The organism is Moraxella macacae 0408225, from assembly GCF_000320365.1.
Taxonomy (GTDB): Bacteria; Pseudomonadota; Gammaproteobacteria; order Pseudomonadales; family Moraxellaceae; genus Faucicola; species Faucicola macacae.
This window is the reverse complement of sequence record NZ_ANIN01000002.1, coordinates 433969-460577: the sequence shown is the minus strand read 5'-3', so window position 1 is coordinate 460577 and position 26609 is coordinate 433969. Positions and strand designations below refer to the sequence as shown.

The following is a 26609-nucleotide window of genomic DNA, read 5'->3' as shown; positions in this document are numbered from 1 at the left end:
ATCATTTATTCAATTATCCAATTATTCAATTATTCAATTTTACCTGGCTTTAGCTTTTTAAAACTGCAGCTTTTTAAAACTGCACAAATAAACAAGAGGTTTTTATGTTAAAAATTATTAATGAAGCACTGACTTTTGATGATGTGTTGCTTCTTCCTGCGTATTCGGAGGTTTTGCCAAAATCGGTGAATTTGCAAACGCATTTAACCAAAAATATTACGCTGAATTTACCGCTTATTTCGGCGGCAATGGACACAGTAACCGAAGCCAAAATGTCAATTTCCATGGCACAACTTGGCGGTATGGGTATTATTCACAAAAATATGGATATTGAACGCCAAGCCCGTCAAGTGCGTCATGTCAAAAAATTTGAGGCAGGTACGGTGGCCGATCCGATCACTGTTAAACCTGATGCAACTGTAGGCGAGTTGATTGCTTTAACAAAAGCCCATAAAATTAGCGGCGTGCCAGTCATTGATGACAATAAAAAGGTGGTGGGTATTGTTACGCATCGTGATTTGCGTTTTGAGGAAAATCTTAGTCAGCCTGTCAAAAACGTCATGACGCCAAAAGAAAAACTTGTAACCGTACGTGAGGGTGAATCTACTGAAAATATCAAGCGTTTATTGCACGAACATCGCATTGAAAAAGTGATTGTAACGGACGATGATGGGCGTTTAAAAGGGCTAATTACCGTCAATGATTTTTCAAAGGCTGAAAATAATCCCAATGCCTGTAAAGATGACAAAGGTCGCTTGCGTGTTGGAGCGGCAGTTGGCACGGGGGCGGATACCGAAGCACGCGTGGAAGCTCTTGTGGGTGCTGGTGTAGATGTGATTATTGTAGATACTGCACATGGACATTCAAAGGGCGTGATTGATCGTGTCAGTTGGGTTAAAAAAAATTTCCCACAAGTGCAAGTTATCGGTGGTAATATTGCAACAGGCAATGCTGCGCTTGCACTTTATGATGCAGGGGCAGATGCGGTCAAAGTTGGCATTGGGCCTGGTTCAATTTGTACCACGCGTATTGTTGCAGGGGTTGGTGTGCCACAAATTTCAGCAATTGACAATGTGGCAAATGCTTTAAAGGGCAGTATTCCACTGATTGCTGATGGCGGTATTCGCTTTAGTGGTGATATGGCAAAGGCAATAGCAGCAGGGGCAAGTTGTATTATGGTTGGCAGTTTGTTGGCCGGTACAGAAGAAGCGCCGGGTGATGTGGAGCTGTTTCAGGGGCGCTATTATAAGGCCTATCGTGGTATGGGATCGCTTGGGGCGATGAGTGGTTCTAATGGATCATCGGATCGTTATTTTCAAGATGCCAAAGACGGTGTGGAAAAACTTGTGCCAGAGGGTATCGAAGGACGTGTGCCTTACAAAGGCCCTGTTGCAGGCATTGTCAATCAAATGGTTGGTGGCTTGCGTTCAAGCATGGGTTATACAGGGTGTGCAACCATTGAAGAAATGTGGTCAAAACCTGAATTTGTGCGAGTAACATCGGCAGGCATGAAAGAATCGCATGTTCATGATGTGCAAATTACCAAAGAAGCACCAAATTATCGTCAAGGTTAATCATCTAAATGATTAATACAATCACCTAAATGATTGATACAACTTGTTTAACAAAAAACGCTCTAAGATTTAGGGCGTTTTAGGCTATGGTTTAAAGATAATTTTATGATTTAAAGATAGCTTTATGGTTTAAAGACAGTTAACAGCCAAGCGTTATGCTTGATTTAAACAGGCAATTGCCAATCAATTGGACTTTTACCGTGCGACATCAGATAGTCATTGGTTTTGGAGAAAGGTTGTGTGCCAAAAAAACCGCCACGATTTGCCCCCAAAGGCGATGGGTGAGTTGCTGTTAAAATCAGATGTTTTTGTGGGTTAATAAAACGCCCTTTTTTTTGAGCATATGCTCCCCACAAAATAAACACACAATGCTCGCAGTTTTCATTGACGGCATCAATCACCGCATCGGTGAATTGTTCCCAACCAATACCTTGATGACTGCCTGCGTGTCCTGCTTCTACGCTTAAGATACTGTTAAGCAACAATACACCTTGTTTTGCCCAATGCGTTAAATCACCGTGGACAGCAGGCGTGATCTTTAAATCAGCTGACAATTCTTTTAAGATATTTTGTAGACTTGGTGGTTTTGGAATTGTTTTTGGCACACTAAATGACAGCCCCATTGCTTGGCCGGCACCATGATACGGATCTTGCCCCAAAATCACCACTTTTACCTGTGATAACGGCGTTAAATCAAAGGCGTTAAACATTAATTTTGCAGGCGGATAGATTTCTTTTTTTGCAGCGTATTGGTTTTTTAAAAATTGGCGAATATTTGCCATGTTGGTTGAGGTTAGTGTATGGGCTAAGGCATTTTTCCAATCTTTTGGCATGCGTACATTGGCTAAAATTGCTTGTTGTTCTGGGTTTAATGTGTTCATAGTTGTTATGTGTTCGTAGTTTTTGGGATTTTGGACAATGATTTGACTATTTTAGCAAATTTTACCAAAATTTTACTTAAAAATTTACAAAACTTAAAAAATTCCCATATCGCGACGCAGCCATGTAGCAATGGAAAAACGGGTTTTATGCGTAAGGGCGACTTTATGCCTTAAATCACTGTCAAATATCACCAAACGGTTGGCTTTTGGTGTTAAAATTTGCAATGTTTTGCTTTTATCCAGCACATGAATCTGTCCGCCGTCCGTATCCGCCCAGTTGTCATTTAAATAAAATACCGCCGAGATCACGCGTTCATCTCGCCCTTTTGGATTGTCGCTATGCCAATCGTAGCCAAAACCCGGTTGATAACAGGCATAATGGGCCTCGCTGCGTTGTATGCCTGCAAAAAATATTTGGTTAAAAAAAGCCCCCAATTGCTCAATACTGGCTAAATATTGCATGCCAATTGTGCATCTTTCATCAATCCAACGAATGCTATCACCACGAATGGCTCTGATTTGCTCTCCATTTGTTAAGTGGGCTTGTTGATATTCAAGCAGTCCGCTTTCGGTTTGTAATGCCAATAAATCAGAAGCGGCAAAGCAGGCATCAAGCACAAATACGCCCGTTTGGTCAAAACTTGATAAATGATTGTCGTTAATTTTGTTGTGCCAATCGGTAACAAACATGATGATTTTTCCAATTAAAAACTATCTAAAAAAAATTGCCTAAAAAATTGCCTAAAAAATTGTGTAAAAGTTTTCCAAAAACCGCCGTAATATGCTAACATATTTGGTTAACCATTTACCAGTGATTTTGAGACATACATGAACTACCAGCACGCCTATCATGCAGGCAATTTTGCCGATGTGGTAAAACACATTTTATTATTACAGTTATTGCAACAACTAAGCCAAAAACCCAAGCCTTTTTATACATTGGACGCATACGGTGGTCGCGGACTTTATTCATTGGCAAGCGTTGAAACCAAAAAAACCGGCGAGGCCTTGGGCGGTGTTAATAAACTGTTGTCGGTTGACAATCAAAAAGCCCCACAAGCAGTACAAACTTATCTGAATGATTTGGCTTATGCTCGCAAATTTTATGACAAATATGTGTACACAGGTTCACCGTGGTTTATTGCACGTCATATCCAAAAACAGCAAGCAGCAACAGGCATTAAAAACCGTGCCGATGCTTTTGAGTTTAAAGCCGATGAGTACGATGCACTAAATTATCAATTGCACCAATTGCCAATTGGTATTGCCCATCGCAATGCGTATGAGGGGATTTTGGCGGTCATTCCGCCGTTAGAAAAACGTGGGTTGATTTTGATCGATCCGCCGTTTGAGCAAGAGCATAGGGATTTTTCTGCATTGGTGGATTTGTTACAAAAAGCCCACAAAAAATGGCCAACGGGGATTTTTGCCTTGTGGTATCCGATTAAAAATATGGAAGCGGTGGCATTGTTTTACAAAAAAATGAAACGCACAGGTATTAAAAAACAACTGATTTGTGAATTAAATATTTATCCAACCGATTTGCCAATGGGCTTAAACGGGACGGGCATGTTGATTGTTAATCCACCTTATCAATTTGACAAACATGCTGATGAAATTTTGCAATATTTACAGCCGATTTTGCAACATGCAGATAGCCCTAAGATACCAGACGATCAAAAAGTGAACGTAACGTGGTTGGTTGGCGAATGACTGGTTGATAAATAACTGGTTGGTAAATAACTGATTGATAAATAACGTTGATAAATAACTATGTACAATATCTTATAAAACCATTTAAAAAAATACAACAAATAGACTGCATATGCCAAAACATGAAACCCAATATGATGCTCAACACGAAAAACCGCTTGATTATGACACAGATGGCTTAACCATTGAGGTGATCGAAAGCGAACAAGTGGCCGATAAAAAAGTGGTAAAAAAAGGCGTGTATCTGATTCCAAATTCATTTACATTGTTATCCCTGTTGGCCGGTTTTTATGCGATTATTAGTAGCGCCCAAGGGCATTTTATGACGGCGTGTATAGCGATTTTTGTGTCGGCATTTTTGGACGGTATGGACGGGCGTGCTGCCAGAATGTTAAAGGCACAAAGTGCGTTTGGAGAGCAGTTGGATAGTTTGGCAGATTGTGTGGCTTTTGGTCTTACGCCTGCGGTATTGATTTATCATTATACATTGCAATCACTTGGGCGGATTGGCATTGCTTGTGCGTTTGTGTATTTAGCTTGTGCGGTGTTGCGTTTGGCGCGGTTTAATGTGCAAATTGGCGTGGTGGATAAAAAATATTTTATCGGTGTTGCCAGTCCGTTGGCGGCGATTTTAATTGCAACTTTTATTATGGTCAATATGGATTGGCAAGCGGTGTTGCCTCGCATGGGTATAACCTTTGCTGTGATGGCGGCGGTGTGGTCGGTGGCGGTTGGATTGTTAATGGTGAGTAATATCAAATATTACAGTTTTAAGGAATTTGACAAACAACGCGTACCGTTTGTGGCGTTAATTGTGCTTGTGTTTGTGCTTGGTATCGTGCTGTATGACATACCAGCAGGTTTGCTTGCGATCGGGGTGATTTATGCACTAAGCGGTATTGTATCGGCTGTTTTAGAAAAAATTAACCAAAAACGCTAAGCAAAAACACACTAAGCAAAAACACGCTAAGCAAAATAATGCCAACCCGTCTTAATTTTTGATTTTTTTTGGTTTTTATGGTAGATTGTTTTAAACTTTTAACCAACAAAAATAAGGCTTAGATATGACATCAACCATGACACCAACAAGCAAACCCACTTTACAAACTGTGTTAAACCACCGCTCTATCCGTAAATTTACCGATCAACCGATCGGTGATGATTTGCTAAATACCTTGTATACGGCAGGCATGGCAGGTTCAACCTCAGGCTATTTGCAATCGGCAAGCATCATTCGGATAACCGATAAAACAATGCGCCACCAAATCCGCCGTATTTGTGCTGAAGCCCAAGATGCAAAAGAGGGTGAAAAATACGGACATGCTTATGTGGAGCACAGCCCTGAATTTTTTGTGTTTTGTATGGATAGCAACCGCCATCAAACTTTGTTGCCTGATGCTCAAATTGACTGGACGGAAGTGGTGCTTGTTGGAGCAGTTGATGCCACGATCATTGCTCAAAATATGCTAATTAGTGCAGAAAGTTTGGGTCTTGGCGGTGTGTATATTGGCAGTGTGCGCAATGATATTGCCAAAATCAGCGAGTTGTTAAAATTGCCACAAGGGGTTGTGCCTTTGTTTGGCATGTGTTTGGGTTATCCTGATCAAGATCCTGCAATGCGTCCGCGTTTACCAAATTCACTCATCGTATCTGAAAACCATTATAAGCCTGCCACGGTTGAGCAACTTGAAGCCTTTAACGATACGGTAAAAGACTACTACCAAACCTTACGCAATGGCAGTGATATGGATTGGATTTCACAAATCAAAAATTACCTGGCAAAACCATCTCGTCCAGAAGTATTGCCTTACCTAAACAAACAAGGCTTTGCCAAACGTTAATTGCTAATTAATTATTAGCCAATCTTAACACCATTTAAACTTAGGATAACATAAACTTAGGATAACAAATTTAGGATAACAAAGTTGCTATCCTAAATTTACCATTTTTCCAACCAAATTTCTAACCAAATTAAATATTTTTAATAAAATCGTTAATTTGTTGTGCTTGTTCGCTTGCATTGCCTGTATAATTTGCAGGGGTTAGCTCTGCTAAGCGTTTGCGATCGTTTTCTGGTACGGCGGTTAATTCGCTGCCATTTACAAAATCTTGCATGGTTTTTTTGGTCATTTGTTGTCCGCGCGTTAAGGCTTTTAATTTTTCGTATGGTTTTTCAACGTTGTAGCGACGCATGACGGTTTGAATGGGTTCGGCAAGCACCTCTTGGGCGTTATCCAAATCTTCACTCAAGCGATTGGCATTTAATTCCAATTTGTCAATGCCTTTTAAACACGCTTCAAAAGCAATTAAGCTTTGAGCAAAACCAACACCCATGTTGCGTAGAGCGGTTGAATCGGTTAAATCGCGTTGCCAACGTGAAATTGGCAATTTTTCACCCAAATGTGCAAGCATGGCATTTGCGATGCCTAAATTTCCCTCGGAATTTTCAAAATCAATCGGATTAACCTTGTGTGGCATGGTTGATGAACCGACCTCACCTTCTTTTAATTTTTGTTTAAAATAGCCAAGCGAAATATAGCCCCATATATCACGGTTAAAGTCAAGCAAAATCGTGTTAAAACGGCGTAGGGCATCAAACAACTCTGCCATATAATCGTGCGGTTCGATTTGTGTGGTGTAGGGGTTGAATGTCAGATCAAGGCTTTCTACAAAGTTTTTGGCGTGTTCTGCCCAGTTAATTTCAGGATATGCTGCCAAATGGGCATTGTAATTGCCTACTGCTCCGTTGATTTTACCAAGCAAGGCTACTTGCTTAAACTGCTTTAATTGACGTGCCAAACGATACGCTGTATTTGCCATTTCTTTGCCTAAAGTGGTAGGGCTTGCAGTTTGGCCGTGCGTGCGTGATAACATGGGGGTATCGCCAAATTTATTGGCAAGACTTGCAATGTTGTCAACCAATTGTTCCATTGAGTTTATCAGCACATCACGACCTGATTTTAACATCAGTGCATGGGATAAGTTGTTAATGTCTTCAGAGGTGCAGGCAAAATGAATAAATTCCCCTGCGTTTTTAAGCTCATCAATATTGGCAATTTGTTCTTTTAAAAAATATTCTACCGCTTTAACATCGTGATTGGTGGTGCGTTCAATTTCTTTAATACGCTCGGCATCAGTTTGAGAAAAGTTTGTGATGATTGCATCTAATTTGTCATCAGCTTGTTGTGAAAGGGGTTTTAACTCGTTGATCTGTGGGTGTTTGGCAAGGGCTTGTAGCCAACGAATTTCTACTGTTACGCGAGCGTGGATTAAGCCAAACTCTGAAAGATAAGGGCGTAAGGCGTTACATTTATTGGCATAACGGCCATCAAGGGGCGAAAGGGCGGTTAAAGTGTTCATAAAAATTCCTTAAAAGACAACTGTTAAAAAGACAACTGAACGAAAAGATCACTCAAAAAACAAATCATTATAGCAGTTTTTGGCTGATTTTGGTATTTGAAATGTTAAGGTTGTTGGCTTAAGGTTGTCTAAAAGCCACCAATTGCATGTGCGGATACGGCGTTAAAATGCCTTCATTGTCAAGGGCTTGTTTAATTGCTTCGCGCATATTTTCCTTGATAACAGGCATTCTGGCAACGTGTGGTGGATTGACCCAAAAACGCACAATAAAATGCACGCCAAAATCACCAATTTTATCCACTGTGGCACTTGGTGCTGGGCGTTGGTTAATTTCTTTGACGTCTTTTAAAATAACCAAAATCACCTCGCGGGCTTGTTCGATATCGGTTTCTAGCGAAATGCGCACATCGATATCAAACCGAATGAGGCTTTTTGAGGTTAAATTTACCACTTCTGCTGAAGCCACTGTTGAGTTTGGAAAAATCACCGTGATGTTGTCGCGTGTCAAAATTTGCGTGGTGCGTAAGGCGATCTGCACAACTTTGCCTTCTTTGCCATTGATATTGACCCAATCACCGACCTGAAACGATTGTTCCACCAAAATGGTAATGCCTGCGATAAAGTTTGCCAAGGTAGATTGAGCGGCAAAACCCACCGCAATCCCCGCAATTCCAAGACCTGCCACCACGGACACAATATCAAAACCAAATTGTGATAAAATACTTGCAAGCCATAAAGTAATGATTAAGACCGATAATAAATTATGCAACAATTGTTCAATGGACGCGTTTAAGCCATAATTTTTAAGCATTTTTTCCATCAAATAGCCCAAATTATACCAAATGAGATAAAACAGCACCGACCAAACACCTGCCTTTGCAGTGGCACGCACGGTTTCTGCTTCAAAATTTAACTGGCTCATCACCGCAAGCGTACTGGAAAATAACCATAGTAGCCGAGCGAATAGACGCATGATTTTATAGGGCTTGCCCTCTTTGTTTTTACCCAAGTGGCTTTTGCGAATAATCAGTACAGTAAACCAATACACAACCCACACCACAAACAAAAGCAGTAAAATTTTGACCGCAACGCTGGCAATTTTTGACAAATGAAACGACCAGTTGACGGCTTCATCTTCAATCGAACCGCCAATTGCTTGATAAAAATCAAAATACAAATCGTTATAAATTTGTTCAAAAAAATCTTTAAAGGCTTTCATAAAAATGTGTGTGAGTTATAAATTAATGGGTTAGCATTGCAAATAATTTTTCAACGTGTCCTTTTGCTTTGATGTTGCGTAATTCATGTACCAGTTTGGCATTTTTGTCAAAAACAAAAGTAGAGCGGACAATGCCTAAATAAGTTTTACCGTACAATTGTTTTTCACCGATCACGCCAAAATGTTGGCACAGCTGTTCACAACTGTCGCTGATGAGTGGAAAATTAATGCCTTTGGCTTGGATAAATTTTTCGTGGCTTTTAACGCTATCACGCGAAACGCCGATGATTTGATAACCCAGACTTGCAAATTTGGCAGCAAAATGACTAAAATCTTGGGCTTGGGTGCTACAGCCTGTGGTATTGTCTTTGGGATAAAAATACAAAATTAACCCTAAGTTTTTGGTAGCACTGTTTTTAGTAAGATAATCGGTTAAAACGAGCGATTGTTGTTCACAGCCTTTTGGGGTGGCAACCACACAGGTTAAACAAAAGTTTGGTAATATAATAGACACGAAAAACCCTCTATTTATATAAAATTATTTGTATAAAACTATTTGTATAAAACTATTTGTATAAAATTTGGTGTATTATACCTATGTTTATTCACGGTTGTAAAAGCATATTTGGCATGATTTATTGATATATGGTTGCTGATTCGGCAAATTAACAACAAATCAATCAACAAATCAATTATCAAATTTTAATGATTAAAAATTACCAAATTATGTTAAAATAACCGATTGATTGTTTGGTTTATTTAATTTTAACTTATTGTAACTTTAACTTATTTTAATTGTAACTTATTTTAATTGTAACTTATTTTAATTGTAACTTATTTTAATTGTAACTTATTTTAATTGGCAAATTTTATGACAGACGTTTCTAAGCGAACATTTCCCATCATTATCACCTGTGCAGATGGTTTGGAGCAGCCGCTTCAAACCGAGCTTACAAGGCTAAACATTAATGCGGATATCAAGCAAACAGGCAGGCTTGTTGCAGAAATAACCTTAATCCAAATTTATCAGATCTGTCTGTGGTCAAGGGTTGCATCGCGCGTGTTGTTACCGCTTGGCAAAAAAAATATCAATACCGATTATGATATTGCCGAGCAATTGTATACTTTTGCCAAAAGCATTGCTTGGACAAATGTTTTTAATGTGGAGCAAACGTTTGCCATTCGCTTAAGTTTGGATAAACGCGTGCAGGCCAATCAACAGTTTAGCATGCTTCGGATTAAAGATGCGATTGTTGATCAATTTAACGAAAAACTTGGCCATCGCCCAAATGTAGACAAAAATCCAGATTTTCACATTTTTGCAACGGTTAATGACAAACAAGCAGAAATTTATTTGGATTTGTCAGGCACTTCGTTGCACCGACGGGGTTACCGAGTTGCGATGACGGATGCACCGTTAAAGGAAAATTTGGCGGCGGCATTGCTGTATTGTGTGGATTTTCATGGTACAGATTATGATGTGTTCATTGATCCGATGTGTGGATCGGGGACGCTTTTGATCGAGGCGTTGTTGCTAAAAGCTGATTATGCAGTAGGACTTGACAAAGCAGACAAGCAGTTTGGTTTTTACGCATGGCAACACCATGATGACACACTTTGGCAAAGTTTAATTGTTGATGCAAGGCAGCGTTTTCATGACAAACTTGAGGGTATGGCACAAGGCAACATGCCTGCTGTGTTTGGTTTTGATATGGACGTTAAAGCAATACGAGCCACGCACAAAAATCTGGTTGCAGCTGGCCTTACACCGATTATTAACAAAATTACCTTACAGCAGCGTTCACTTGCTACGCTTAATTTGGCTCTAGAAAAACAAGCCGGTGCGTGGCAAAAACCGCTGATTGTCACCAATCCGCCTTATGGTGAACGTTTGGGCGAAGAAGAATTAATTAAGCCTTTGTATCAAGGTTTTGGCAAGCGTTTACAACATTTGTTTGCTGATAGTACAGCCTCCGTGATGCTTGGTGTGTTGGCATCTAAGGTGGAGCAAGCGGACACGTTACCGCTGATTGATCCAAAAACCTTGCGTTGTTACAATGGGGCGATGACTGTTTATTTTAGACAAGGTTTGTTAAATAAAACTTTAGAAAAGCCGTTAATTGAGCGTTTTGAAAAACTAAACATTCATGTAGAACAAGGACAAGATTTTGTCAATCGTTTGCAAAAAAATCTGCTAAATTTAAAAAAAATAGCAAAAAAACAACAAGTTACTAATTTACGCATTTACGATGCAGATTTACCAGATTTTAAAGTTGCAGTGGATATTTATGGCAATTTTGTTCATGTACAAGAGTATTCTGCTCCAAAATCCATTCCACCAGAAACCGCCAAAAAACGCTTTAATTTGGCATTGCAGGGCATTAAAACTGTACTTTTGGCAAATCGCGAACAAGTGTTTATTAAAACCAGAACCAAACAATCAGGCAACGAACAATATGTAAAAAAAGCCAGTACTGGCAAATTTTATGTGGTAAGCGAGCCTAGCAGTCAAAACCAACAAGCGTTATTTTTGACGAATTTTAGTGATTATTTGGACACGGGTTTGTTTCTTGATCATCGCTGTATGCGAAAAATTATTGCCGAAAATGCTCGTGGTAAAAATGTATTGAATCTGTTTGCGTATACTTGCACGGCCAGTGTGCATGCAGGACTTGGCGGTGCAAAATCAGTAACGAGCGTGGATTTATCACAAAATTATTTGGATTGGGGGCGTAAAAATTTTGCACTCAATGGCCTACCAGAGTTGCCAAATTATCGGTTTATTGCCCACGATGTGTTTGATTGGATTAAGCAAAATAGCGAGCAATACGATCTGATTTTTATTGATCCACCAACTTTTTCCAATTCCAAAAAATTTTATGGCACATTTGATGTTCAACGCGATCATGTTGCCTTGATCAACCGAGCGATGAATCGGTTAACGAGCGATGGTGTGCTGTATTTTTCCAATAATTTTAGCAAATTTGAGTTGGATAAACAGATAAGTGAGCGGTATTCGGTGGTAAAAATGACCGAACAGACCATAGGTTTTGATTATGACCTTAAAAAGCCCATTCATCAATCTTGGGCAATTTACCATAAACAAATCAACAAAAATGCGGTAAAATAAGCACAAATCCATTATGTCTATAAGGAATTTGCGATGAATTTGATTGAAGCGTTAAACCAAAGTCATAAAAACATTCGTTCATTGGGTGAAAAACTGGCAAATTGTGCTGATACAGAACAACAATTGGCGTTATTTGCTGAATTATGGCAACAGTTTTTTTTGCACGAACATGCCGAAGAACAAATTGCTTTTCAATTAATGGTAAAAAAAGACATTTCAAATCAACAATTTACCGATAAAACATTGCAATATGCAGTAGATGAACATCATTATTTTGAGCAGTTTGTGGAAAATATTGCACTGATGCCACCCAATCGTCCTGAATGTTATAAACTTATGCAAGAGTTGGTATTGCAGTTGGACAGTCATATGAAACACGAAGAAGCGTATATTTTTCCGCGTTTGACCGAACAACTCAATGACGAGCAAAACGAACGATTAACGGCACAATATTTGCACGCACTCAAATTAAAATAAGCCAAACAAAAACGTAAGCAAACAAAAGTTAGGCAAACAAAAAAGTGAGTTACGCAAGGGCAAAACTCACTTTATACTTATCACTTGATAAATCTTACTTGTTTATCACTTTTTATCTGCCTTTTTTAACAAATGATTTTCCAGATAATGAATATTTTGGGCTTTTTCGCAAAAATTGGGATCGGTTAAAATCATATCACGATGCAGAGGTATGTTGGTTTTGATGCCAGTGATAATCAGTTCATCAAGGGATTGATGCAGTTTTGCGATGACTTGCTGGCGAGTTTGAGCATGACAAATTAATTTGCCAATCAGCGAGTCATAAAAAGTTGGAATGGCGTAATTGGGGTATAAATGCGAGTCAAAGCGTACGCCACAGCCGTTTGGGGCAAATAAGTTGGTAACCACACCAGGAGAGGGCATAAAAGTCATGGGATCTTCGGCATTGATACGACATTCTATTGCATGGCCACGCACGTTAATTTCATCTTGGTGGTATGACAGACCATAGCCTGAGGCGATTTTTAGTTGTTCTACCACGATGTCAATGCCTGTGATCATCTCGGTAACAGGGTGTTCTACTTGGACACGCGTGTTCATTTCGATAAAGAAAAATTGTTCGTCTTCATACAAAAACTCAAATGTTCCTGCGCCGCGATATTTGATTTGTTCGCATGCACGCACGCACGCTTGCAAAATGGGGGTTTTGATATCGTCAGCGATGTCAGGGGCGGGGGCTTCTTCTAGTACTTTTTGGTGGCGACGCTGTAGGGAACAATCACGATCAAATAAATGCAGGGCATTGCCATTGCCATCACCCAGTACTTGCACTTCAACGTGGCGCGGATTTTTTAGATAGCGCTCCATATACACGCTGTCATCACCAAACCAAAGTTCCGCTTCTTGTTTGGCGGCTTGTACTTGAGGCAATAAATGTTCGATGCGTTCTACCACACGCATGCCACGTCCGCCACCACCTGCAGCTGCTTTTATCAGTAAGGGAAAGCCTATGTTTTTGGCCTGGGCTTCAGCATTGGCAAGGGTAACACTGCCTACCGATCCCGGTACAGTTGGCACGCCTGCTTTTTTCATTGCATGAATCGCTGAAATTTTATTGCCCATTAAGCGAATATGTTCCGCTTCCGGACCAACAAAAGTGAGCCCTGCTTCTTCTACGCGTTCAGAAAATTCAGCATTTTCTGATAAAAATCCATAACCTGGGTGAATGGCATCTGCCCCTGTGATCTCAGCGGCGGTTAAAATCGTATCAATGTTTAAATAACTTTGATTGGCATTGGGCTTGCCAATGCAGACCGCTTCGTCAACAAAACGTAAATGCATAAGGTTGTCATCGGCGGTTGAATACACGCCTACGGTCTGAATACCAAGTTGTTTACAGGCTCGCACGATACGAAGGGCAATTTCACCACGATTGGCAATCAAGAGTTTTTTTATCATCATTTTCCCTTAATGACTGTTTTTACACCAAGTTTATACCAAACTTAATTAATTTTTGTAGAGGGGTTTTCCATCTTATGTGATTGTATTTTTGGTTTGGTGTGTTTAAGCAACAAAATTTAAATAGCAATAAAACTAAGTAATAAAACCTAAGTAATAAAACCAAGCAATGCAATAAAACCAAGCAATAAATATTACAAATTTTAGGCTTGGTAACGCACAATCGGTTGTCCAAATTGTACCACATCACCATTTTTCACCAAAATTTCAGCGATAATACCATTTTGTGTGGCTTCTAATGGATTCATGATTTTCATTGCTTCTACGATACCAAGCGTGTCGCCTGCTTGTACTTGTTGGCCTACTTTGACAAAAGGCGGATCATTTGGGCTTGGTGCGACGTAAAACACACCGACCATAGGCGAGTCCTCGGTTGCACCTTTTGGTGTTGCAGGGATTGGAGCTGCTGGTGCTAAAGTTGTGGCAACAGGAGCAACAGAGGCGGTATTGCCAAGGTGTCGTTTAATTGCGACGCGTTTTTCGCCGTCTTGTACTTCCAGATCGGCAAGCGAGCGTTCTTCCATTAAATCAATCAGTTGTTTGATTTGGTTAATGTCCATGTATCACCTATGATTGTTAAAATTTCGGTTGTTAAAATTTGATGAAATGTGAAAAAATAAAACGCATTGTAACAAGATTTTGCAAAAATAAATAGCCCTAAATGAAAAATATGTTTACATTTGTAAGCCTAGAGGTGATTTTTTGCCAATTTTTACAAAAATTTTGCCCTATTTGTCCGATCAAGGCTGTATAAAAACGATTGTTTTAATCCGATTAAAAAAAATTTATGTATTATCGTATAAAAGTCCATGTTTTTTGCTTAAATTTGTGTTATTTTATGTTAACTTTAACCAATAAAAAATTTGGGTTTTATTTTTAAGTTTATTTTTAGGAAAGGAATTTGCAATGCAAACTTTTAACATGATAAAAAAATCGTTGGTTTTGGTTGGTTTTTGTGCAAGCGGTTTGGTTGCTTGTGGGCAACAGCCAGCCCAATCGACCGAAAAAGCTGACGCGATTCCAGCGGATAAAGTTGCCTCTGGTGCAGGTGGACAAAAAATTCGCATTGCAACCGAGGGGGCGTATCGTCCTTTTAATTTTACCAATACTGATGGCAGTCTTGGCGGTTATGATGTTGATGTGGCAAAAGCTGTGTGTGCTGAATTAAAAGCCGATTGTGAAATCGTAGCTCAAGATTGGGAGGGAATTTTACCGGGTTTGCTTGCCAAAAAATACGATGTGGTGGCATCGGGCATGACGGTTAGCCCTGAACGTTCGGTGCAAGTGGATTTTAGTACGCCGTATTTTAAAAATACCATGGTTTGGTTGGCAAAAACAGATGGCAAATTTAATCCAAAAGCAGTCAAAGGCTATCAACTTGGCGGACAGCGTTCAACCACGCTTGCTCAATATTTGCAAGATACTTATGATAAAGACAATGAAGTTAAACTTTATGACACCTATGACAATGCCTATATGGAAGTAAAATCAGGGCGTGTCAATGCGGTTTTATCCGAAAAAGTAACCGCCGCCGAATGGCTAAAACAAAATGCTGAAGGCAAGTTTGGTATCGTAGGCGATGAAATAGACAATAACGACAACATTGCTATGGCGGTGCGTAAAGGCGATCCATTAAAAGGCGAGATTGACAAGGCTTTAACTGTGTTGCAACAAAATGGCACGTTGGCAAACTTACAAAAACAACATTTTGGTCAATAAATTTTGGTTAATAATCAATAAACCACATTTTAATAACCTTGCTTTATAAGCATTTAATCTGTTTAACACAATCTTTTTAACACAACCTGTTTTAACAAGTATTTGTTAAATATTTAAACAACATTTAAGATAAAAATTGGACAAACTGATGAAAAAATTTTCTTTTGCACTAACCGCCTTGGCTACGTTGATAGGTTTAACCGCTTGCACCCAAAAACCTACCGAACATGCTCAAAACACCACCGAAAGCACAGCTGCTGACAATGATTTGCCTCAAATTCGCATTGCAACCGAGTCAAGTTTTGTGCCGTTTAGTTTTAAAGATGCCGATGGTAAATTGATAGGTTTTGAGATTGATTTGGCCGAGGCTTTATGTCAAGAAGCCAAGGTAAAATGCGAGGTGATTTCTCAAGATTGGGATGGTTTAATCACAGGGTTACAGTCGCAAAAATATCATGCCATTATGGCAGGCATGTCAGACAGTGCCGAACGCCGTAAAGTTGTGGCATTTAGCGATCCTTACTTTATCAATAATTTGATGATTATTGGCAAAAAAGGCGTGGATAAAGGGGCGGACGATTTGGCTGGCAAAAATGTTGCAGTGCAACGTGCCACGGTTGCTTTAGAGTATTTGGAAAAAAACTTTCCAAAAGCGACTGCAAAATCGTATGACACTCAAGAAAATGCGTATCTTGACTTAGAAGCAGGGCGGGCAGATTTGATGATTTCGGATTCTGCGCCTGCTTTGTCATGGCTTAAAACGCCAAAAGGGGGCAATTATGAAATTAAAGGCGAACCGATCAACATCAATGATAAAATTGCGATCGCGTTTCGTCAAAACGATCCATTGATTGGACAGTTTAATAGTGCATTGGCAACATTAAAAGCCAACGGAACGTATGACAAAATTCGCCAAAAATATTTTGCTGATACCAGTCTAAACAGCATGGCAAGCACGGTTGGTCCAACCACAACTGGGCAATAATCAATCGATTTAATTGTCAATGCTGCTTTGTTTGGCTGCTTGGCTTATAAGTTGCTTTGCTTGTAAAAATTGGTATAACAACTTAAAACACTGGGTAAATCTGATGATTTTATCCAGTTTTTTTAAGTTTTTGCAAAATTTTAGTAGTTTTTAACCACTGAATAACGTAAAATTACGCATTTAAATTTTTTCGTCATTTTTGTTGATTAGGTAAAAGGTAAACCGTTGTGTTAGATTTGCAAGGCTATGGGCATTTGCTGTTAAGTGGGTCAATCGTTACGCTAAAACTTGCGTTAACGAGCTTGGTGATTGGGCTGATACTGGGTTTATTTGGGGCAATTGCCAAATTATCACGTTTTAAAATTTTGCAAGTGATTGCGACTGCTTATACCACGTTTGTTCGGGGTATTCCTGAACTGTTGTCGGTGCTGTTTATTTATTTTGGTGCAACGATGTTGCTTGGGGCAATTTTATCCAAATTTGGCTATACCAAATATATTGAAATCAGTCAATTTTGGGCAGGGGTGATGGCATTGTCTTTTGCATTTGGGGCGTATGCGACGGAAACCTTTCGCATGGCGTTTCAAGAAATTCCAAAAGGGCAAGACGAAGCAGGGCAAGCGATTGGCTTAAACAGGCGTCAGATTTTTTGGCGGATAAAAATGCCTCAAATGTGGCGTTTGGCATTGCCAGGACTTGGCAATTTGTTTTTGGTGTTGTTAAAAGACACTGCTTTGGTATCGGTGGTGGGATTGGAAGATATTATGCGCCAAGCGGTGGTTGCTACCACATCAACGCAAAAACCTTTTACCTTTTATATGGTGGCAGCTTTAATGTATCTTTTGATGACGGTTGTGGTAACGGGCATTATCATGTGGCTAGAGTGGCTTAATAATCCTGCAGAGCGTTATGCCAAACGCCTACAAAAACAAGTAAAATCGACACAAGAGGTGTTATCATGAATTGGAATTGGCAAGTAATTATGGACAGTTTGCCAACTTTAATGATGGCATCATTGACGACGATTGGTTTGGTGATAATTTCTGGAATTTTGGGGTTGTTGTTGGCCATACCGCTTGGTCTGGCTAGGGTTTCTAAAAAATGGTGGGTGCAAACCTTGCCTTTTGGTTTTATTTTCTTTTTTCGCGGTACGCCACTATTGGTGCAGATTTTTTTGATTTATTATGGCCTTGGACAGTTTATTCCTGATGGGTTAAAAGACGGTTGGTTATGGACAAAACTGTTGTCAAAACCGTATTTTTGGGCAATTGTGGCGTTTACGTTAAATACTGCAGCTTATACCGCCGAGATTGTACGTGGTGCGATAAAAGCAATTCCAAAAGGCGAAAATGAAGCCGCCGATGCCATTGGCATGAGTTACGCACAAAAATTTAAACGCATTATCATGCCACGAGCCTTTGGTATTATGCTCCCTGCTTATAGCAACGAGGTAATTTTTATGTTAAAGGGCAGTGCCTTGGCATCGACGATTTCAATCATGGATTTGACAGGGCAGGCGAAAACCTTGATTGCCAAAACTTATGCCACGCTTGAGTTGTATTTTGCAGCAGGGGTGATTTATTTGGTATTGTCATGGGTGTTTATTAGCTTATTTAGAATGGCTGAAAAGCATTTTAACCGACATTTAAATTATCAACCGATCAGCAAGGTCAATGTTACCGCATAAACCAACATGGCACAATCCAATTGGCTTGGTTTTTAGTTTTTATAAGTTTTTATAAAATTGCCTTAATTTTGTTTAATGAAATTTGTTTAATGAAACAAATTTAACACGGTTTCATTGATGATAAATTGACGCACATCGGTGAGCATGGTTACATCATAATTATGCACAAATGCCACCGCCAATCCGCGAGCAGGATCGCACCATGCCATTGAACCATTGTAACCTGTGTGTCCAAAACCATCAGCGGTATCATGACATACGCTAAATATCCGGTGATAGCCTAAGCGCCAATTCATCTGTGCAGGCATGACTTTGTCAACTTGTTGGTTTTGTATGCTGGTTAATTGGGCAAAAATCGGCGGTGAGATTAAACCTGTGTCTGTTTTTTGACTGTGTAGCAAAGTGTTGTAAATTTTTGCCATTGCGTAACCGCTTGCGATAACGTTGGCTGCAGGAACTTTAGACTGTAAAATATGTGGTTGATAATAGTCAAAATGTCGGCTGTCTTTTGGTACAAGCGATGCTTTATAATCCGCCATATCAATGCCACGAATATTAAAATAAAGTTGGTTAATTTCTTGACTGTTTAGGCGTTTTTTGCTGTGATTATTGGTGTTGGGATTATCGGTGCTGCGATTGTCGGCATTGGTTGAGTTTTTTTGCTGATAAATTTTTTGCCAACAAGGATAACAGTCCAAACTTGCCAAAAAATCCAGTGTTGCATCGTCATCAGCGGCTAAAGTTGGCTTGGTGCGTGTGAGTTTTTCAATGCTATTAAGGTTTTGTTGTTGCAAGGCGACACGTTTTGGAATGGCGATTTGGTTGTTTTTATCTGCAGGCAGTGCAAAAAATACTTGATCTTTAATGCCAAGCGGTTCTGTTAAAAATGTATCTAAGGCTTGTTGCAAGGGCATGTGTGTGATAATTTCAATCAAACCGCCAAGTACCCACCCTGACACTAAGGCACTGTATGCGACGAATTTTTCGTTTTGGCTCGCAAGTTTTTTGGCATACACAGGCATATGGGCAACTTTGTGGAGCATGGCTTGCCAATCTTGCACATCATCGGTGATTTTGGTAACGCTGTTAATGTCAATTAAGCCTGCCTCGTGGCTTAGCACATGACGTAAGGTAATGTTTTGTTTGCCTTGACTGGCAAATGCTTGCCAATATTGGCTAATCGGCGTGTCATAATCCAGTAAACCTTTGTTTACCAAAATATGAATAAGCATGACCAATACGCCTTTGCCTGTAGAATAGTTTAACGACAGGGTATGACTTGTCCATTTTGGCTGTGTAATTTGGTGCGTTACCCCAAATGCCAAATCCGTTACCAATTTGCCCTGATGAAAAATGGTTAAACTACCACCGCCCGGCGGTTGATTTAGATCAAATTTTGCCAAAATATCGCTAAGTGTTGCGTTAATCTGTTGATAATCCATGCGTGTCCTTATTGTGTAGCATCAAAACCTGTTACGCTGCCAATAACATGTGGTTTTGGACTATTGACATCGTACACACCAAATTGGATATGACGGTTGGCATGATTAGGATTGGCATGATCGTATTGAGCAATAAATTCTACCTCTGATGGTAAAAAAATTGGTGATTTAAAATCCACATTGCAACTAAACGCCTTGGGTAAGTCGTTTAATTGTGCCAAACATTTTGCTTTTGTCCACATACCGTGGGCAATGGCTTTTGGAAAACCGAAGGCTTTGGCGGATAAAGGGTGCAAATGAATAAGGTTAAAATCACCTGAAATAAACGCATAACGTCGACCGATGTCTTCGGCAACTTGCCAAAATTGATGCAAATCGGTTTCATTGAGCGTAGGTTTTGTGATTGTTTGAACCGGTTTTTTGCCAGTTTTGGCTTTTTTTTGTCTTGACAAATAGGTAGAAACGCCTTGCCAAACCAACACATCGTTTTCATAGACGTGGGTGATAAAGTCAAATTGTTTGCCTTTGTCGTGATCTTGTAAATTGGCAAAACTTACCGTCATTTTAAACACGCCTGTGTCTTGAATTGGGCGGTGCTGAGTTACGCTGTTGTGAATATGCACAAGTCCAAGCATGGCAAACGGAAACGGCTCTTTGACCATCATATTCATTTGTAGGCTTTGTGATAGCACGGCAAAATAAGTTGGCGGAATGTAGCTGTTGTTGGCAAAACCACAAATTTTGCGATAATCGGTTAAATTGTCATGGTCAATTTGTAGGCTGTCTACGCTATAAGTTGCAACAGGCAGGCTTGCGTTGTTGTCTTTATCATGCTCACCGATTGGGAGTAAACTTTTGATGATATTGGCATAAGTGGTATGAGGTTTTGGTAATTGGCTAAAATTTTGGTCTGGCATGTAAGTTTCCTGTCAATCAATGGCAATCTTGTAAAAACGATCTTGGCTAAAAAACAATATTCTGGTTAAAAAATATTCTTGGTTAAAAACAATCTTGGTTAAAACAGTTGTGTAATAAATCTGCTTATTATAATCTATCTTGGCAAAAATAGGTTAATTTTTTATCAAAATCCACAGTTTTTATGGTAAAAATTTGTCAAATCTGTGCAAAAAAGTGCTAAGATAGTGGCTAATTTTGTCAAAATCAATGCTTAATTTAGGAATATGTTTGGGAATAGTTATGTCCGTCAATACTGTGCAACCGATTGGCCTGTTGTTAAAAGTAAGCATTTTTGTGGTGGGAATGTTTGCGTTTTTGCAGGTATATTCCATTCAGGCAATTTTGCCTGTGCTGATGCAAACTTTTTTGGCAAGCGAAACTTGGGTTGGTTTAACGGTTGGAGCGACGGTGTTGGCAATTGCACTGATGTCGCCTTTTATGGGCATGTTGTCTGATGCCTATGGACGCAAGCCGTTTATTGTGGCCGCGATGTTGGCATTGGCTATACCAACAGCATTGATAGGTTTTGCAGATAGTTTGGATGCGGTGATTGGTTGGCGATTTTTGCAAGGTTTGGCTGTGCCTGCAATTACAGTGGTAACGATCGCTTATATTGCTGAAGAATTTGTGGGTAATGCTGTGGCAAAACTTATGGCTTTTTATGTGGCAGGGACGGTTTTGGGCGGATTTTTGGGGCGGTTTTTGCTCGGACATTTAGAGCAGAGAATTGGTTGGCAACAAGGTTTTTATGTCATGGCTGGGTTAACCTTGATTGGGGCAATGTGGGTGGCATGGCAATTGCCAAAATCTCGTCGTTTTATTCCAAATCCAAATTTTGGTTCGTCTTTACAGATTTTAAAACAACATGCAACCAATCGTTATGTGATAACCGCGTGTTTGCTTGGGTTTTGTGTGTTGTTTTCGTTGGTGGGTTGTTTTACGTTTATCAATTTGCATTTGGCGGATAAGCCGTATTTGCTTGACAGTGGCGGACTTGCAAATATTTTTTCGGTGTATTTGTTGGGTGTGGTGATTACGCCAATTGCCAGTAATTTGACGGCTTATTTTGGAGCGGCTCGTACGGTGCAAATGGCGGTGATGTTGTCTATGCTTGGTGTGTTAATTACGTTAGGGCGACCGTTGTGGGCGGTGATTTTGGGTTTGACCGTTATGTCAAGTGGGGTGTTTATTACGCAAGCGGCAACCATTACCTATATTGCAGTCAATGTAAAACAAGGGCGTTCTTTGGCATCTGGATTGTATTATTTGTGTTATTATTTGGGCGGCACGGCAGGGGCGTGGCTGTGTGGGTTGGCATATACTTATGGCAAATGGACGACCACGGTTTGGTTTTTGTTGACAATGCAAGGTTTGGCGCTTTTGATGGCGATTTTTGGCATGGTAAAAACGCAATCAGGCAAATTGCACTAAATCCGTTGCAATAAACCCATTAACTAAATCCATTGCAAGTTAATGATTAATTTTTAGTAAATTTTGTTGTTTTTTCAAATTAACAAAAACCCACGATCCAAACAATAAATTCAAAACCCCCACAAGGGCAAAGAGCATAGGCAAACTGATTTTTAATAGATTTAAGCACACAATTGCAAAAACCGCCGAGCTTACCATAAATAACGCGTTAAAAATATTGTTCGCTCCGATGATTCTTGCGCGGTGTGTTTTTGGTGCGTAGGCTTGCATAAAGGCGTACAGGGGTACAATGTAAATTCCGCCGCTAAAACCCAATAAAAACAAATACAAAAATATCGGCCACATACCGTTGATTGCCAACAATTCATTGACGCCAAAAAACGCGGATTGTTCATTGATTGGTAAATTTAAATTGGTTAATGCCAAAAACAAACCTATCGCAAAAATTGTAAGTCCTGCGATGCCAAATGGCAATAATTTTAGGCTAACTTGGTTTTTGGTTAAGGTTTTGCACAGCAACGAACCCAAGGCCGTACCGATTGAAAACAAGGTTAATAAAAAAATAACCACGCTTTGGTTGCCTTGCAAAATCGTTTTGGCAAACTCAGGCACTTGCACGGTAAGGGTTGCTCCATAAAACCAAAACCAACTATTGCCCATAATGGTAAACCACATAATCGGTAGGCTAAACAGGTATTTTATTGCCTGCCAACTGGTGCGAAAAATATGCCAATCAATCGGTAAATCAGGCTGCGGTGCAGGCATGTTTGGTATAAAACGGCTGCTAAAATAGCCTAAGCAAGCAACAATCACCACAAACCCTGATAACCACCACAATGCATATTCTAATTGAGTAAGCATGCCTGCCACTATCATGCCTGTTAAAATTGCAAGTGAAGTCCCCATTTGAAACAGCCCATTTGCTCCGACCAGTTCGTTTTGGTGCATAGCTTGTGGTAAATAAGCGTATTTGACAGGGCCAAAAAAGCTAGAATGCGTTCCCATTAAAAACAATGCCAAAAACAATATCGGATAAATTTCAAACAAAAAACCAAGCATTGCCAACAGCATGATGATAATTTCACTGATTTTGACGATGTGCGTTAGTTTGGCTTTGTCATATTTGTCTGCCAATTGTCCTGCCAGTGCTGAAAACAAAAAAAACGGTAACACAAACAACATTGCCGCCAAATTGTTTAATAAACTTACGCTTGTGTTTAATTTGGCTGATGCCATAAACGTTAGTACCAAAATCAAGCCTTGCTTAAACACATTGTCATTAAACGCCCCTAAAAACTGGGTAAAAAACATAGGCGTAAAACGCTTACTGCCAAATAATGCAAACTGGCTATTCATAATTATCCTTTATTTGTGTCATCGTATCTGCTTATATTAACAAAAAAATGCCAATGGTGCGAAATATTTTGCTAAATTGTTTTGGCAAATTAACGCAATGTGCTAAAATTAAGTCTATTTTTTGCTAAGCCCTTGTTTGTTAATCCATTGATTGTTGTCTAAAATTTATGAAAAAAATGCCCAAAAATCCTTTTTATCGCACATCGTTAAGCCTTGCTATTTTGAGTGTCAGTGGCTTGATTTCACCTGTGTTGGCAGATACAACCTCAAACCTTAGTCAAAATCCGACAGCGGTTAAGCCTAAGGCAATCAAAGAAGATAAAAAACCAACGCACAATCAACAAATGCACAATCAACAAATTTTTGCTGCTGAAAATTATGTGTATCAAGTTGACAACGATGTCAATAATGACAATGCCAATAAAGACAATCAACAAAATTTTACCAATAAAATCGATCAGCACCTTGAAAATCAAACCCTAATTAATTATGACAATTTTGACCAACCGATCGCCGCTTTTGAAACCAAACCGCTTTTAAACAAGCCTTTGTTAAACAAACATGGGCTAAACAAGCCTGGACTAAACAATGACGACACTCAAACCGATTTACCCACTTTAGAAAAACCGCCACAAACCATCATCAATACTGCCAATTTAAATACTGGCAATTTACCCAAGCCAGTCAGTAACGCCGAGCTTAACATTAACAATCAGCTTGATCTGAACGGTGATACTAAGCAAAAAAATCAAGCACAACAAAATCAAGCCAATCAAACCGATGAACTAAACGCAACCGATATCCTAAACCCTGATGATTATTTACCAGAATATCAACAAAAAACCGCGCAATTAACAACCGAAACGCCAAAGAGCAAACTGGTTGCTGACAAACCAAGTTTGTTTAGCAAACTTAAAAACAAAGTGCTAAATACGGTTGATGGTATCAATTATATTGATGTTAAAATTGTCAATGCGGACGAAAAACAGCAGCCTGCCAAAAATATCAAAGCAGCCCTTGAGCAAGTTACCGTAGAATCGGTTGAGGATTTTAACGCAAGTCTTGGGCGTTTGCATCAAGTTGTAACCGCGGCGAGTGAAGCTGTGGGTTATTATGATGTCAAGGCAAGTTTTAAACACGTTGGCGGTGATGACATTGAGGTGAGTTTAGAAATTGGCAAGCCTGTTACGGTGCAACATCGCTTGTTGGATATTCGTGGTGATGGGGCAGATGGTGAACAAGCGTTGCCTGTGTATCATACCATTGAACAAGAGGGCTTGCCACGCATCGGTGATGTGTTTGATCATGGCGTGTATGAAGGCACCAAGGCTATGGTGGAGGGGGTTTCGCAGACCAATGGGTTTTTTGATGGGCATTGGCTAAACAGTTCGGTAGATGTGGTTTTGCCTGACAATGTTGCAGATGTGGATTTGGTATATGACACCAAACAGCGTTATCAATTTGGTGATATCAAGGTGTACAGTATTGACAAACAAGGCAATCTTAGCGATGATCCTGATAAATTGCCAATAAAACCCAAATTGTTGCAACAACTTATCCCTTATCAAAAAGGCGATCTGTATTACCAACCGCTTGTAACCAAACTGAATAATAATTTGGCGGTGAGTCGTTATTTTAATGGTTTAAATGTAGATGTGATTTTGCCCGGCAAAGACAATGCAGGCGTAAACTTTCAAAACCAAAACCAGGACACTCAAAACCAAAACAATAACAGTCAAGACAAACCAGACAAAGCAGATGATAAAACCGATAACCAAGCCAAAGATAACCAAGCCAAAAAAACCACTCAAAATCCCGAGGATTATGCTCCTTTAACCTTTAACATTGAAGATAGCATTCAAAAACGCCTTGATGTCATTCAAACCAAATCCAATATTTTGTTGCAAGCCCCAGAAGATATCGAGCTTGCTCCAGATGAAACCAACAAAAGCAAAAATCCGCTTGTGATTGTGGCAAATGCGGTAAGTGGCATTGTCAAAAAAATTGACCGCGACAACCATAACGATGCCAATCAAATCAAAATTTGGCAAGCCCTTTCAGGTGGTTCAATCCAAAAACTATCACCCACCAAAGTGGCACAGCAAAAATCCATACCAACGTACATCATACTGGACGCAACAAAACCACACGAAGCCCAAATTGGTTTGGGTTATGAAACCGATGCTGGCGTGCGTGCTGTGGGCAAAATTAACAACAATTTGGTTAATCGTCATGGTTATCAAGCGGGGATTAGTGTTGCGTTATCTAAGGTTGAGCAGGCGATCGAATTTACAGGCAGTTTGCCTTACAAACACCCATTGCATGACAAATTGACAGGATCGCTGGGTTATCAGCACAAAAATTCAGATGATCTTGCCAATACGTTTAAAGTGGATTCATTGTATGCCAATGTTGCACGTAATATTCACAAGGATACAGGGTGGAATCGCACCCTTTCGCTACGCTACCGTGGAGATAAATTGGCATTACAGGCGGGTAATTATAAAACCGACAGCTTGCCATATCCGTTTAACAACTATGCCTCAGATTTTACCCAAGAGGCTTTATTGTTAGGCTATGCGTTACACAAAACCACAGCAGATGATTTGGTAAATCCAACTCAAGGCTACAGTCAGCGTTATTCTATTGAAGCGGGCAGTGATCGGCTATTAACCGATACCAACCTTGCGATTTTGCGAGCAGGGGGGACGTGGCTGCACAGTTTTGGCAATGACAAAAAACACCAAGTTTTGGGGCGTTTGGATTTGGGTTATATTTATAGCGATAATTTTTATGATGTGCCTTATCGTTTGCGTTTTTTTGCAGGGGGCGATCAAAGCATTCGCGGTTTTAACACGGATACTTTATCACCAACTTACGGCGATCAGTCTTTTTTAGTGGGTGGCAATGCCCTTGCGATCGGATCGCTTGAGTATAATTATGCCTTTAAAGACGGCTTGCGATTGGCAATGTTTGGCGATGTTGGCAATGCTTTTGACACCACAGGCGAGACAAAAAACCGCACCGAAGTTGGCCTTGGATTGGGCGTGCGTTGGTCATCACCGATAGGGCCTGTGCGTTTGGACGTAGCGACGGGTGTAACTGGTAAGGACAAGCCGGTGCGTATTCACTTTTTTATTGGTTCGCCATTATAAGATTA

General features: G+C 39.9%; 22 protein-coding genes. 12 read left to right on the top strand and 10 right to left on the bottom strand.

Features of this window, described 5'->3' with window-relative positions:
* Nucleotides 1-104 precede the first annotated feature (104 nt).
* The gene (gene guaB, locus MOMA_RS07575; protein WP_009501935.1) at nt 105-1574 is read left to right on the top strand and encodes an IMP dehydrogenase; all 1470 of its coding nucleotides are present in this window, start codon (nt 105-107) and stop codon (nt 1572-1574) included.
* A gap of 164 nt (nt 1575-1738) precedes the next feature.
* Here guaB and ung read toward each other — a convergent pair whose 3' ends face one another.
* Entirely contained in the window at nt 1739-2455 is a 717-nt protein-coding gene (gene ung / locus MOMA_RS07570) for a uracil-DNA glycosylase (RefSeq protein WP_009501934.1), read from the bottom strand.
* Nucleotides 2456-2548: 93 nt separating this feature from the next.
* The gene (locus MOMA_RS07565; protein ID WP_009501933.1) at nt 2549-3145 is read right to left on the bottom strand and encodes a 2OG-Fe(II) oxygenase; all 597 of its coding nucleotides are present in this window, start codon (nt 3143-3145) and stop codon (nt 2549-2551) included.
* A gap of 138 nt (nt 3146-3283) precedes the next feature.
* Between MOMA_RS07565 and MOMA_RS07560 the strand changes: the two genes are divergently transcribed.
* From MOMA_RS07560 to nfsA, 3 genes are all read left to right on the top strand, one after another.
* The gene (locus MOMA_RS07560; protein ID WP_009501932.1) at nt 3284-4168 is read left to right on the top strand and encodes a 23S rRNA (adenine(2030)-N(6))-methyltransferase RlmJ; all 885 of its coding nucleotides are present in this window, start codon (nt 3284-3286) and stop codon (nt 4166-4168) included.
* Between the two features lie 112 nt (nt 4169-4280).
* Entirely contained in the window at nt 4281-5108 is an 828-nt protein-coding gene (gene pssA / locus MOMA_RS07555; protein ID WP_009501931.1) for a CDP-diacylglycerol--serine O-phosphatidyltransferase, read from the top strand.
* A 124-nt stretch (nt 5109-5232) separates the two neighbouring features.
* Nucleotides 5233-6009, top strand: a complete 777-nt coding sequence (gene nfsA / locus MOMA_RS07550) for an oxygen-insensitive NADPH nitroreductase (protein WP_009501930.1) — start codon at nt 5233-5235, stop codon at nt 6007-6009.
* A 130-nt stretch (nt 6010-6139) separates the two neighbouring features.
* Here nfsA and purB read toward each other — a convergent pair whose 3' ends face one another.
* The 3 genes from purB to MOMA_RS07535 form a co-directional block, all read right to left on the bottom strand.
* Nucleotides 6140-7528 (bottom strand): adenylosuccinate lyase, encoded by a 1389-nt coding sequence (purB, locus tag MOMA_RS07545; protein WP_009501929.1) that lies wholly within the window; start codon nt 7526-7528, stop codon nt 6140-6142.
* Between the two features lie 118 nt (nt 7529-7646).
* A complete protein-coding gene (locus MOMA_RS07540; RefSeq protein ID WP_009501928.1) occupies nt 7647-8747 on the bottom strand; it encodes a mechanosensitive ion channel family protein in 1101 nt (366 codons plus the stop codon).
* A 22-nt stretch (nt 8748-8769) separates the two neighbouring features.
* On the bottom strand, nt 8770-9261 hold the full coding sequence (locus MOMA_RS07535; RefSeq protein WP_009501927.1) for a peroxiredoxin: 492 nt from the start codon (nt 9259-9261) through the stop codon (nt 8770-8772).
* Between the two features lie 357 nt (nt 9262-9618).
* Between MOMA_RS07535 and rlmKL the strand changes: the two genes are divergently transcribed.
* Nucleotides 9619-11877 carry a bifunctional 23S rRNA (guanine(2069)-N(7))-methyltransferase RlmK/23S rRNA (guanine(2445)-N(2))-methyltransferase RlmL gene (rlmKL, locus tag MOMA_RS07530; RefSeq protein WP_009501926.1) on the top strand — a complete coding sequence of 753 codons (2259 nt, stop codon included), beginning with the start codon at nt 9619-9621 and terminating at the stop codon, nt 11875-11877.
* 33 nt (nt 11878-11910) lie between these two features.
* A complete protein-coding gene (locus tag MOMA_RS07525) occupies nt 11911-12354 on the top strand; it encodes a hemerythrin domain-containing protein (RefSeq protein ID WP_009501925.1) in 444 nt (147 codons plus the stop codon).
* Nucleotides 12355-12459: 105 nt separating this feature from the next.
* Here the strand turns inward: MOMA_RS07525 and accC are convergent, their stop codons facing one another.
* A complete protein-coding gene (gene accC, locus MOMA_RS07520; protein ID WP_009501924.1) occupies nt 12460-13812 on the bottom strand; it encodes an acetyl-CoA carboxylase biotin carboxylase subunit in 1353 nt (450 codons plus the stop codon).
* A 203-nt stretch (nt 13813-14015) separates the two neighbouring features.
* Entirely contained in the window at nt 14016-14432 is a 417-nt protein-coding gene (accB, locus tag MOMA_RS07515) for an acetyl-CoA carboxylase biotin carboxyl carrier protein (protein ID WP_009501923.1), read from the bottom strand.
* A 346-nt stretch (nt 14433-14778) separates the two neighbouring features.
* Here accB and MOMA_RS07510 point away from each other — a divergent pair, with 346 nt between their 5' ends.
* The 4 genes from MOMA_RS07510 (at nt 14779) to MOMA_RS07495 (ending at nt 18263) form a co-directional block, all read left to right on the top strand.
* A complete protein-coding gene (locus tag MOMA_RS07510) occupies nt 14779-15591 on the top strand; it encodes a transporter substrate-binding domain-containing protein (RefSeq protein ID WP_009501922.1) in 813 nt (270 codons plus the stop codon).
* Nucleotides 15592-15739: 148 nt separating this feature from the next.
* The gene (locus tag MOMA_RS07505; protein WP_009501921.1) at nt 15740-16576 is read left to right on the top strand and encodes a transporter substrate-binding domain-containing protein; all 837 of its coding nucleotides are present in this window, start codon (nt 15740-15742) and stop codon (nt 16574-16576) included.
* A 227-nt stretch (nt 16577-16803) separates the two neighbouring features.
* Nucleotides 16804-17538 (top strand): ABC transporter permease, encoded by a 735-nt coding sequence (locus MOMA_RS07500; protein ID WP_009501920.1) that lies wholly within the window; start codon nt 16804-16806, stop codon nt 17536-17538.
* Nucleotides 17535-18263: an ABC transporter permease gene (locus MOMA_RS07495; RefSeq protein WP_009501919.1), complete on the top strand. Its 729-nt coding sequence runs from the start codon at nt 17535-17537 to the stop codon at nt 18261-18263. Before MOMA_RS07500 ends, MOMA_RS07495 begins: the two co-directional genes overlap by 4 nt.
* Before the next feature lie 86 nt (nt 18264-18349).
* Here MOMA_RS07495 and MOMA_RS07490 read toward each other — a convergent pair whose 3' ends face one another.
* Complete coding sequence (locus MOMA_RS07490) at nt 18350-19705, bottom strand: serine hydrolase domain-containing protein (protein ID WP_009501918.1); 1356 nt, start codon at nt 19703-19705, stop codon at nt 18350-18352.
* A gap of 8 nt (nt 19706-19713) precedes the next feature.
* Nucleotides 19714-20622, bottom strand: a complete 909-nt coding sequence (locus MOMA_RS07485) for a MaoC family dehydratase (RefSeq protein ID WP_009501917.1) — start codon at nt 20620-20622, stop codon at nt 19714-19716.
* Nucleotides 20623-20902: 280 nt separating this feature from the next.
* Between MOMA_RS07485 and MOMA_RS07480 the strand changes: the two genes are divergently transcribed.
* Complete coding sequence (locus MOMA_RS07480; protein ID WP_009501916.1) at nt 20903-22093, top strand: MFS transporter; 1191 nt, start codon at nt 20903-20905, stop codon at nt 22091-22093.
* 39 nt (nt 22094-22132) lie between these two features.
* On the opposite strand, the gene MOMA_RS07475 is transcribed toward MOMA_RS07480, so the two are convergent.
* A complete protein-coding gene (locus MOMA_RS07475; protein ID WP_009501915.1) occupies nt 22133-23449 on the bottom strand; it encodes an MFS transporter in 1317 nt (438 codons plus the stop codon).
* A 176-nt stretch (nt 23450-23625) separates the two neighbouring features.
* Here MOMA_RS07475 and MOMA_RS07470 point away from each other — a divergent pair, with 176 nt between their 5' ends.
* Nucleotides 23626-26604: an autotransporter assembly complex protein TamA gene (locus tag MOMA_RS07470; RefSeq protein ID WP_227498101.1), complete on the top strand. Its 2979-nt coding sequence runs from the start codon at nt 23626-23628 to the stop codon at nt 26602-26604.
* Nucleotides 26605-26609 lie beyond the last annotated feature (5 nt).

What these genes read in the sequence shown, in the direction of transcription:
- guaB (WP_009501935.1), top strand. Translation starts at nt 105, where the DNA reads ATGTTAAAAATTATTAATGAAGCACTGACTTTTGATGATGTGTTGCTT.
- ung (WP_009501934.1), bottom strand. Translation starts at nt 2,455, where the DNA reads ATGAACACATTAAACCCAGAACAACAAGCAATTTTAGCCAATGTACGC.
- MOMA_RS07565 (WP_009501933.1), bottom strand. Translation starts at nt 3,145, where the DNA reads ATGTTTGTTACCGATTGGCACAACAAAATTAACGACAATCATTTATCA.
- MOMA_RS07560 (WP_009501932.1), top strand. Translation starts at nt 3,284, where the DNA reads ATGAACTACCAGCACGCCTATCATGCAGGCAATTTTGCCGATGTGGTA.
- pssA (WP_009501931.1), top strand. Translation starts at nt 4,281, where the DNA reads ATGCCAAAACATGAAACCCAATATGATGCTCAACACGAAAAACCGCTT.
- nfsA (WP_009501930.1), top strand. Translation starts at nt 5,233, where the DNA reads ATGACATCAACCATGACACCAACAAGCAAACCCACTTTACAAACTGTG.
- purB (WP_009501929.1), bottom strand. Translation starts at nt 7,528, where the DNA reads ATGAACACTTTAACCGCCCTTTCGCCCCTTGATGGCCGTTATGCCAAT.
- MOMA_RS07540 (WP_009501928.1), bottom strand. Translation starts at nt 8,747, where the DNA reads ATGAAAGCCTTTAAAGATTTTTTTGAACAAATTTATAACGATTTGTAT.
- rlmKL (WP_009501926.1), top strand. Translation starts at nt 9,619, where the DNA reads ATGACAGACGTTTCTAAGCGAACATTTCCCATCATTATCACCTGTGCA.
- MOMA_RS07525 (WP_009501925.1), top strand. Translation starts at nt 11,911, where the DNA reads ATGAATTTGATTGAAGCGTTAAACCAAAGTCATAAAAACATTCGTTCA.
- accC (WP_009501924.1), bottom strand. Translation starts at nt 13,812, where the DNA reads ATGATAAAAAAACTCTTGATTGCCAATCGTGGTGAAATTGCCCTTCGT.
- accB (WP_009501923.1), bottom strand. Translation starts at nt 14,432, where the DNA reads ATGGACATTAACCAAATCAAACAACTGATTGATTTAATGGAAGAACGC.
- MOMA_RS07510 (WP_009501922.1), top strand. Translation starts at nt 14,779, where the DNA reads ATGCAAACTTTTAACATGATAAAAAAATCGTTGGTTTTGGTTGGTTTT.
- MOMA_RS07505 (WP_009501921.1), top strand. Translation starts at nt 15,740, where the DNA reads ATGAAAAAATTTTCTTTTGCACTAACCGCCTTGGCTACGTTGATAGGT.
- MOMA_RS07495 (WP_009501919.1), top strand. Translation starts at nt 17,535, where the DNA reads ATGAATTGGAATTGGCAAGTAATTATGGACAGTTTGCCAACTTTAATG.
- MOMA_RS07490 (WP_009501918.1), bottom strand. Translation starts at nt 19,705, where the DNA reads ATGGATTATCAACAGATTAACGCAACACTTAGCGATATTTTGGCAAAA.
- MOMA_RS07485 (WP_009501917.1), bottom strand. Translation starts at nt 20,622, where the DNA reads ATGCCAGACCAAAATTTTAGCCAATTACCAAAACCTCATACCACTTAT.
- MOMA_RS07480 (WP_009501916.1), top strand. Translation starts at nt 20,903, where the DNA reads ATGTCCGTCAATACTGTGCAACCGATTGGCCTGTTGTTAAAAGTAAGC.
- MOMA_RS07475 (WP_009501915.1), bottom strand. Translation starts at nt 23,449, where the DNA reads ATGAATAGCCAGTTTGCATTATTTGGCAGTAAGCGTTTTACGCCTATG.
- MOMA_RS07470 (WP_227498101.1), top strand. Translation starts at nt 23,626, where the DNA reads ATGCCCAAAAATCCTTTTTATCGCACATCGTTAAGCCTTGCTATTTTG.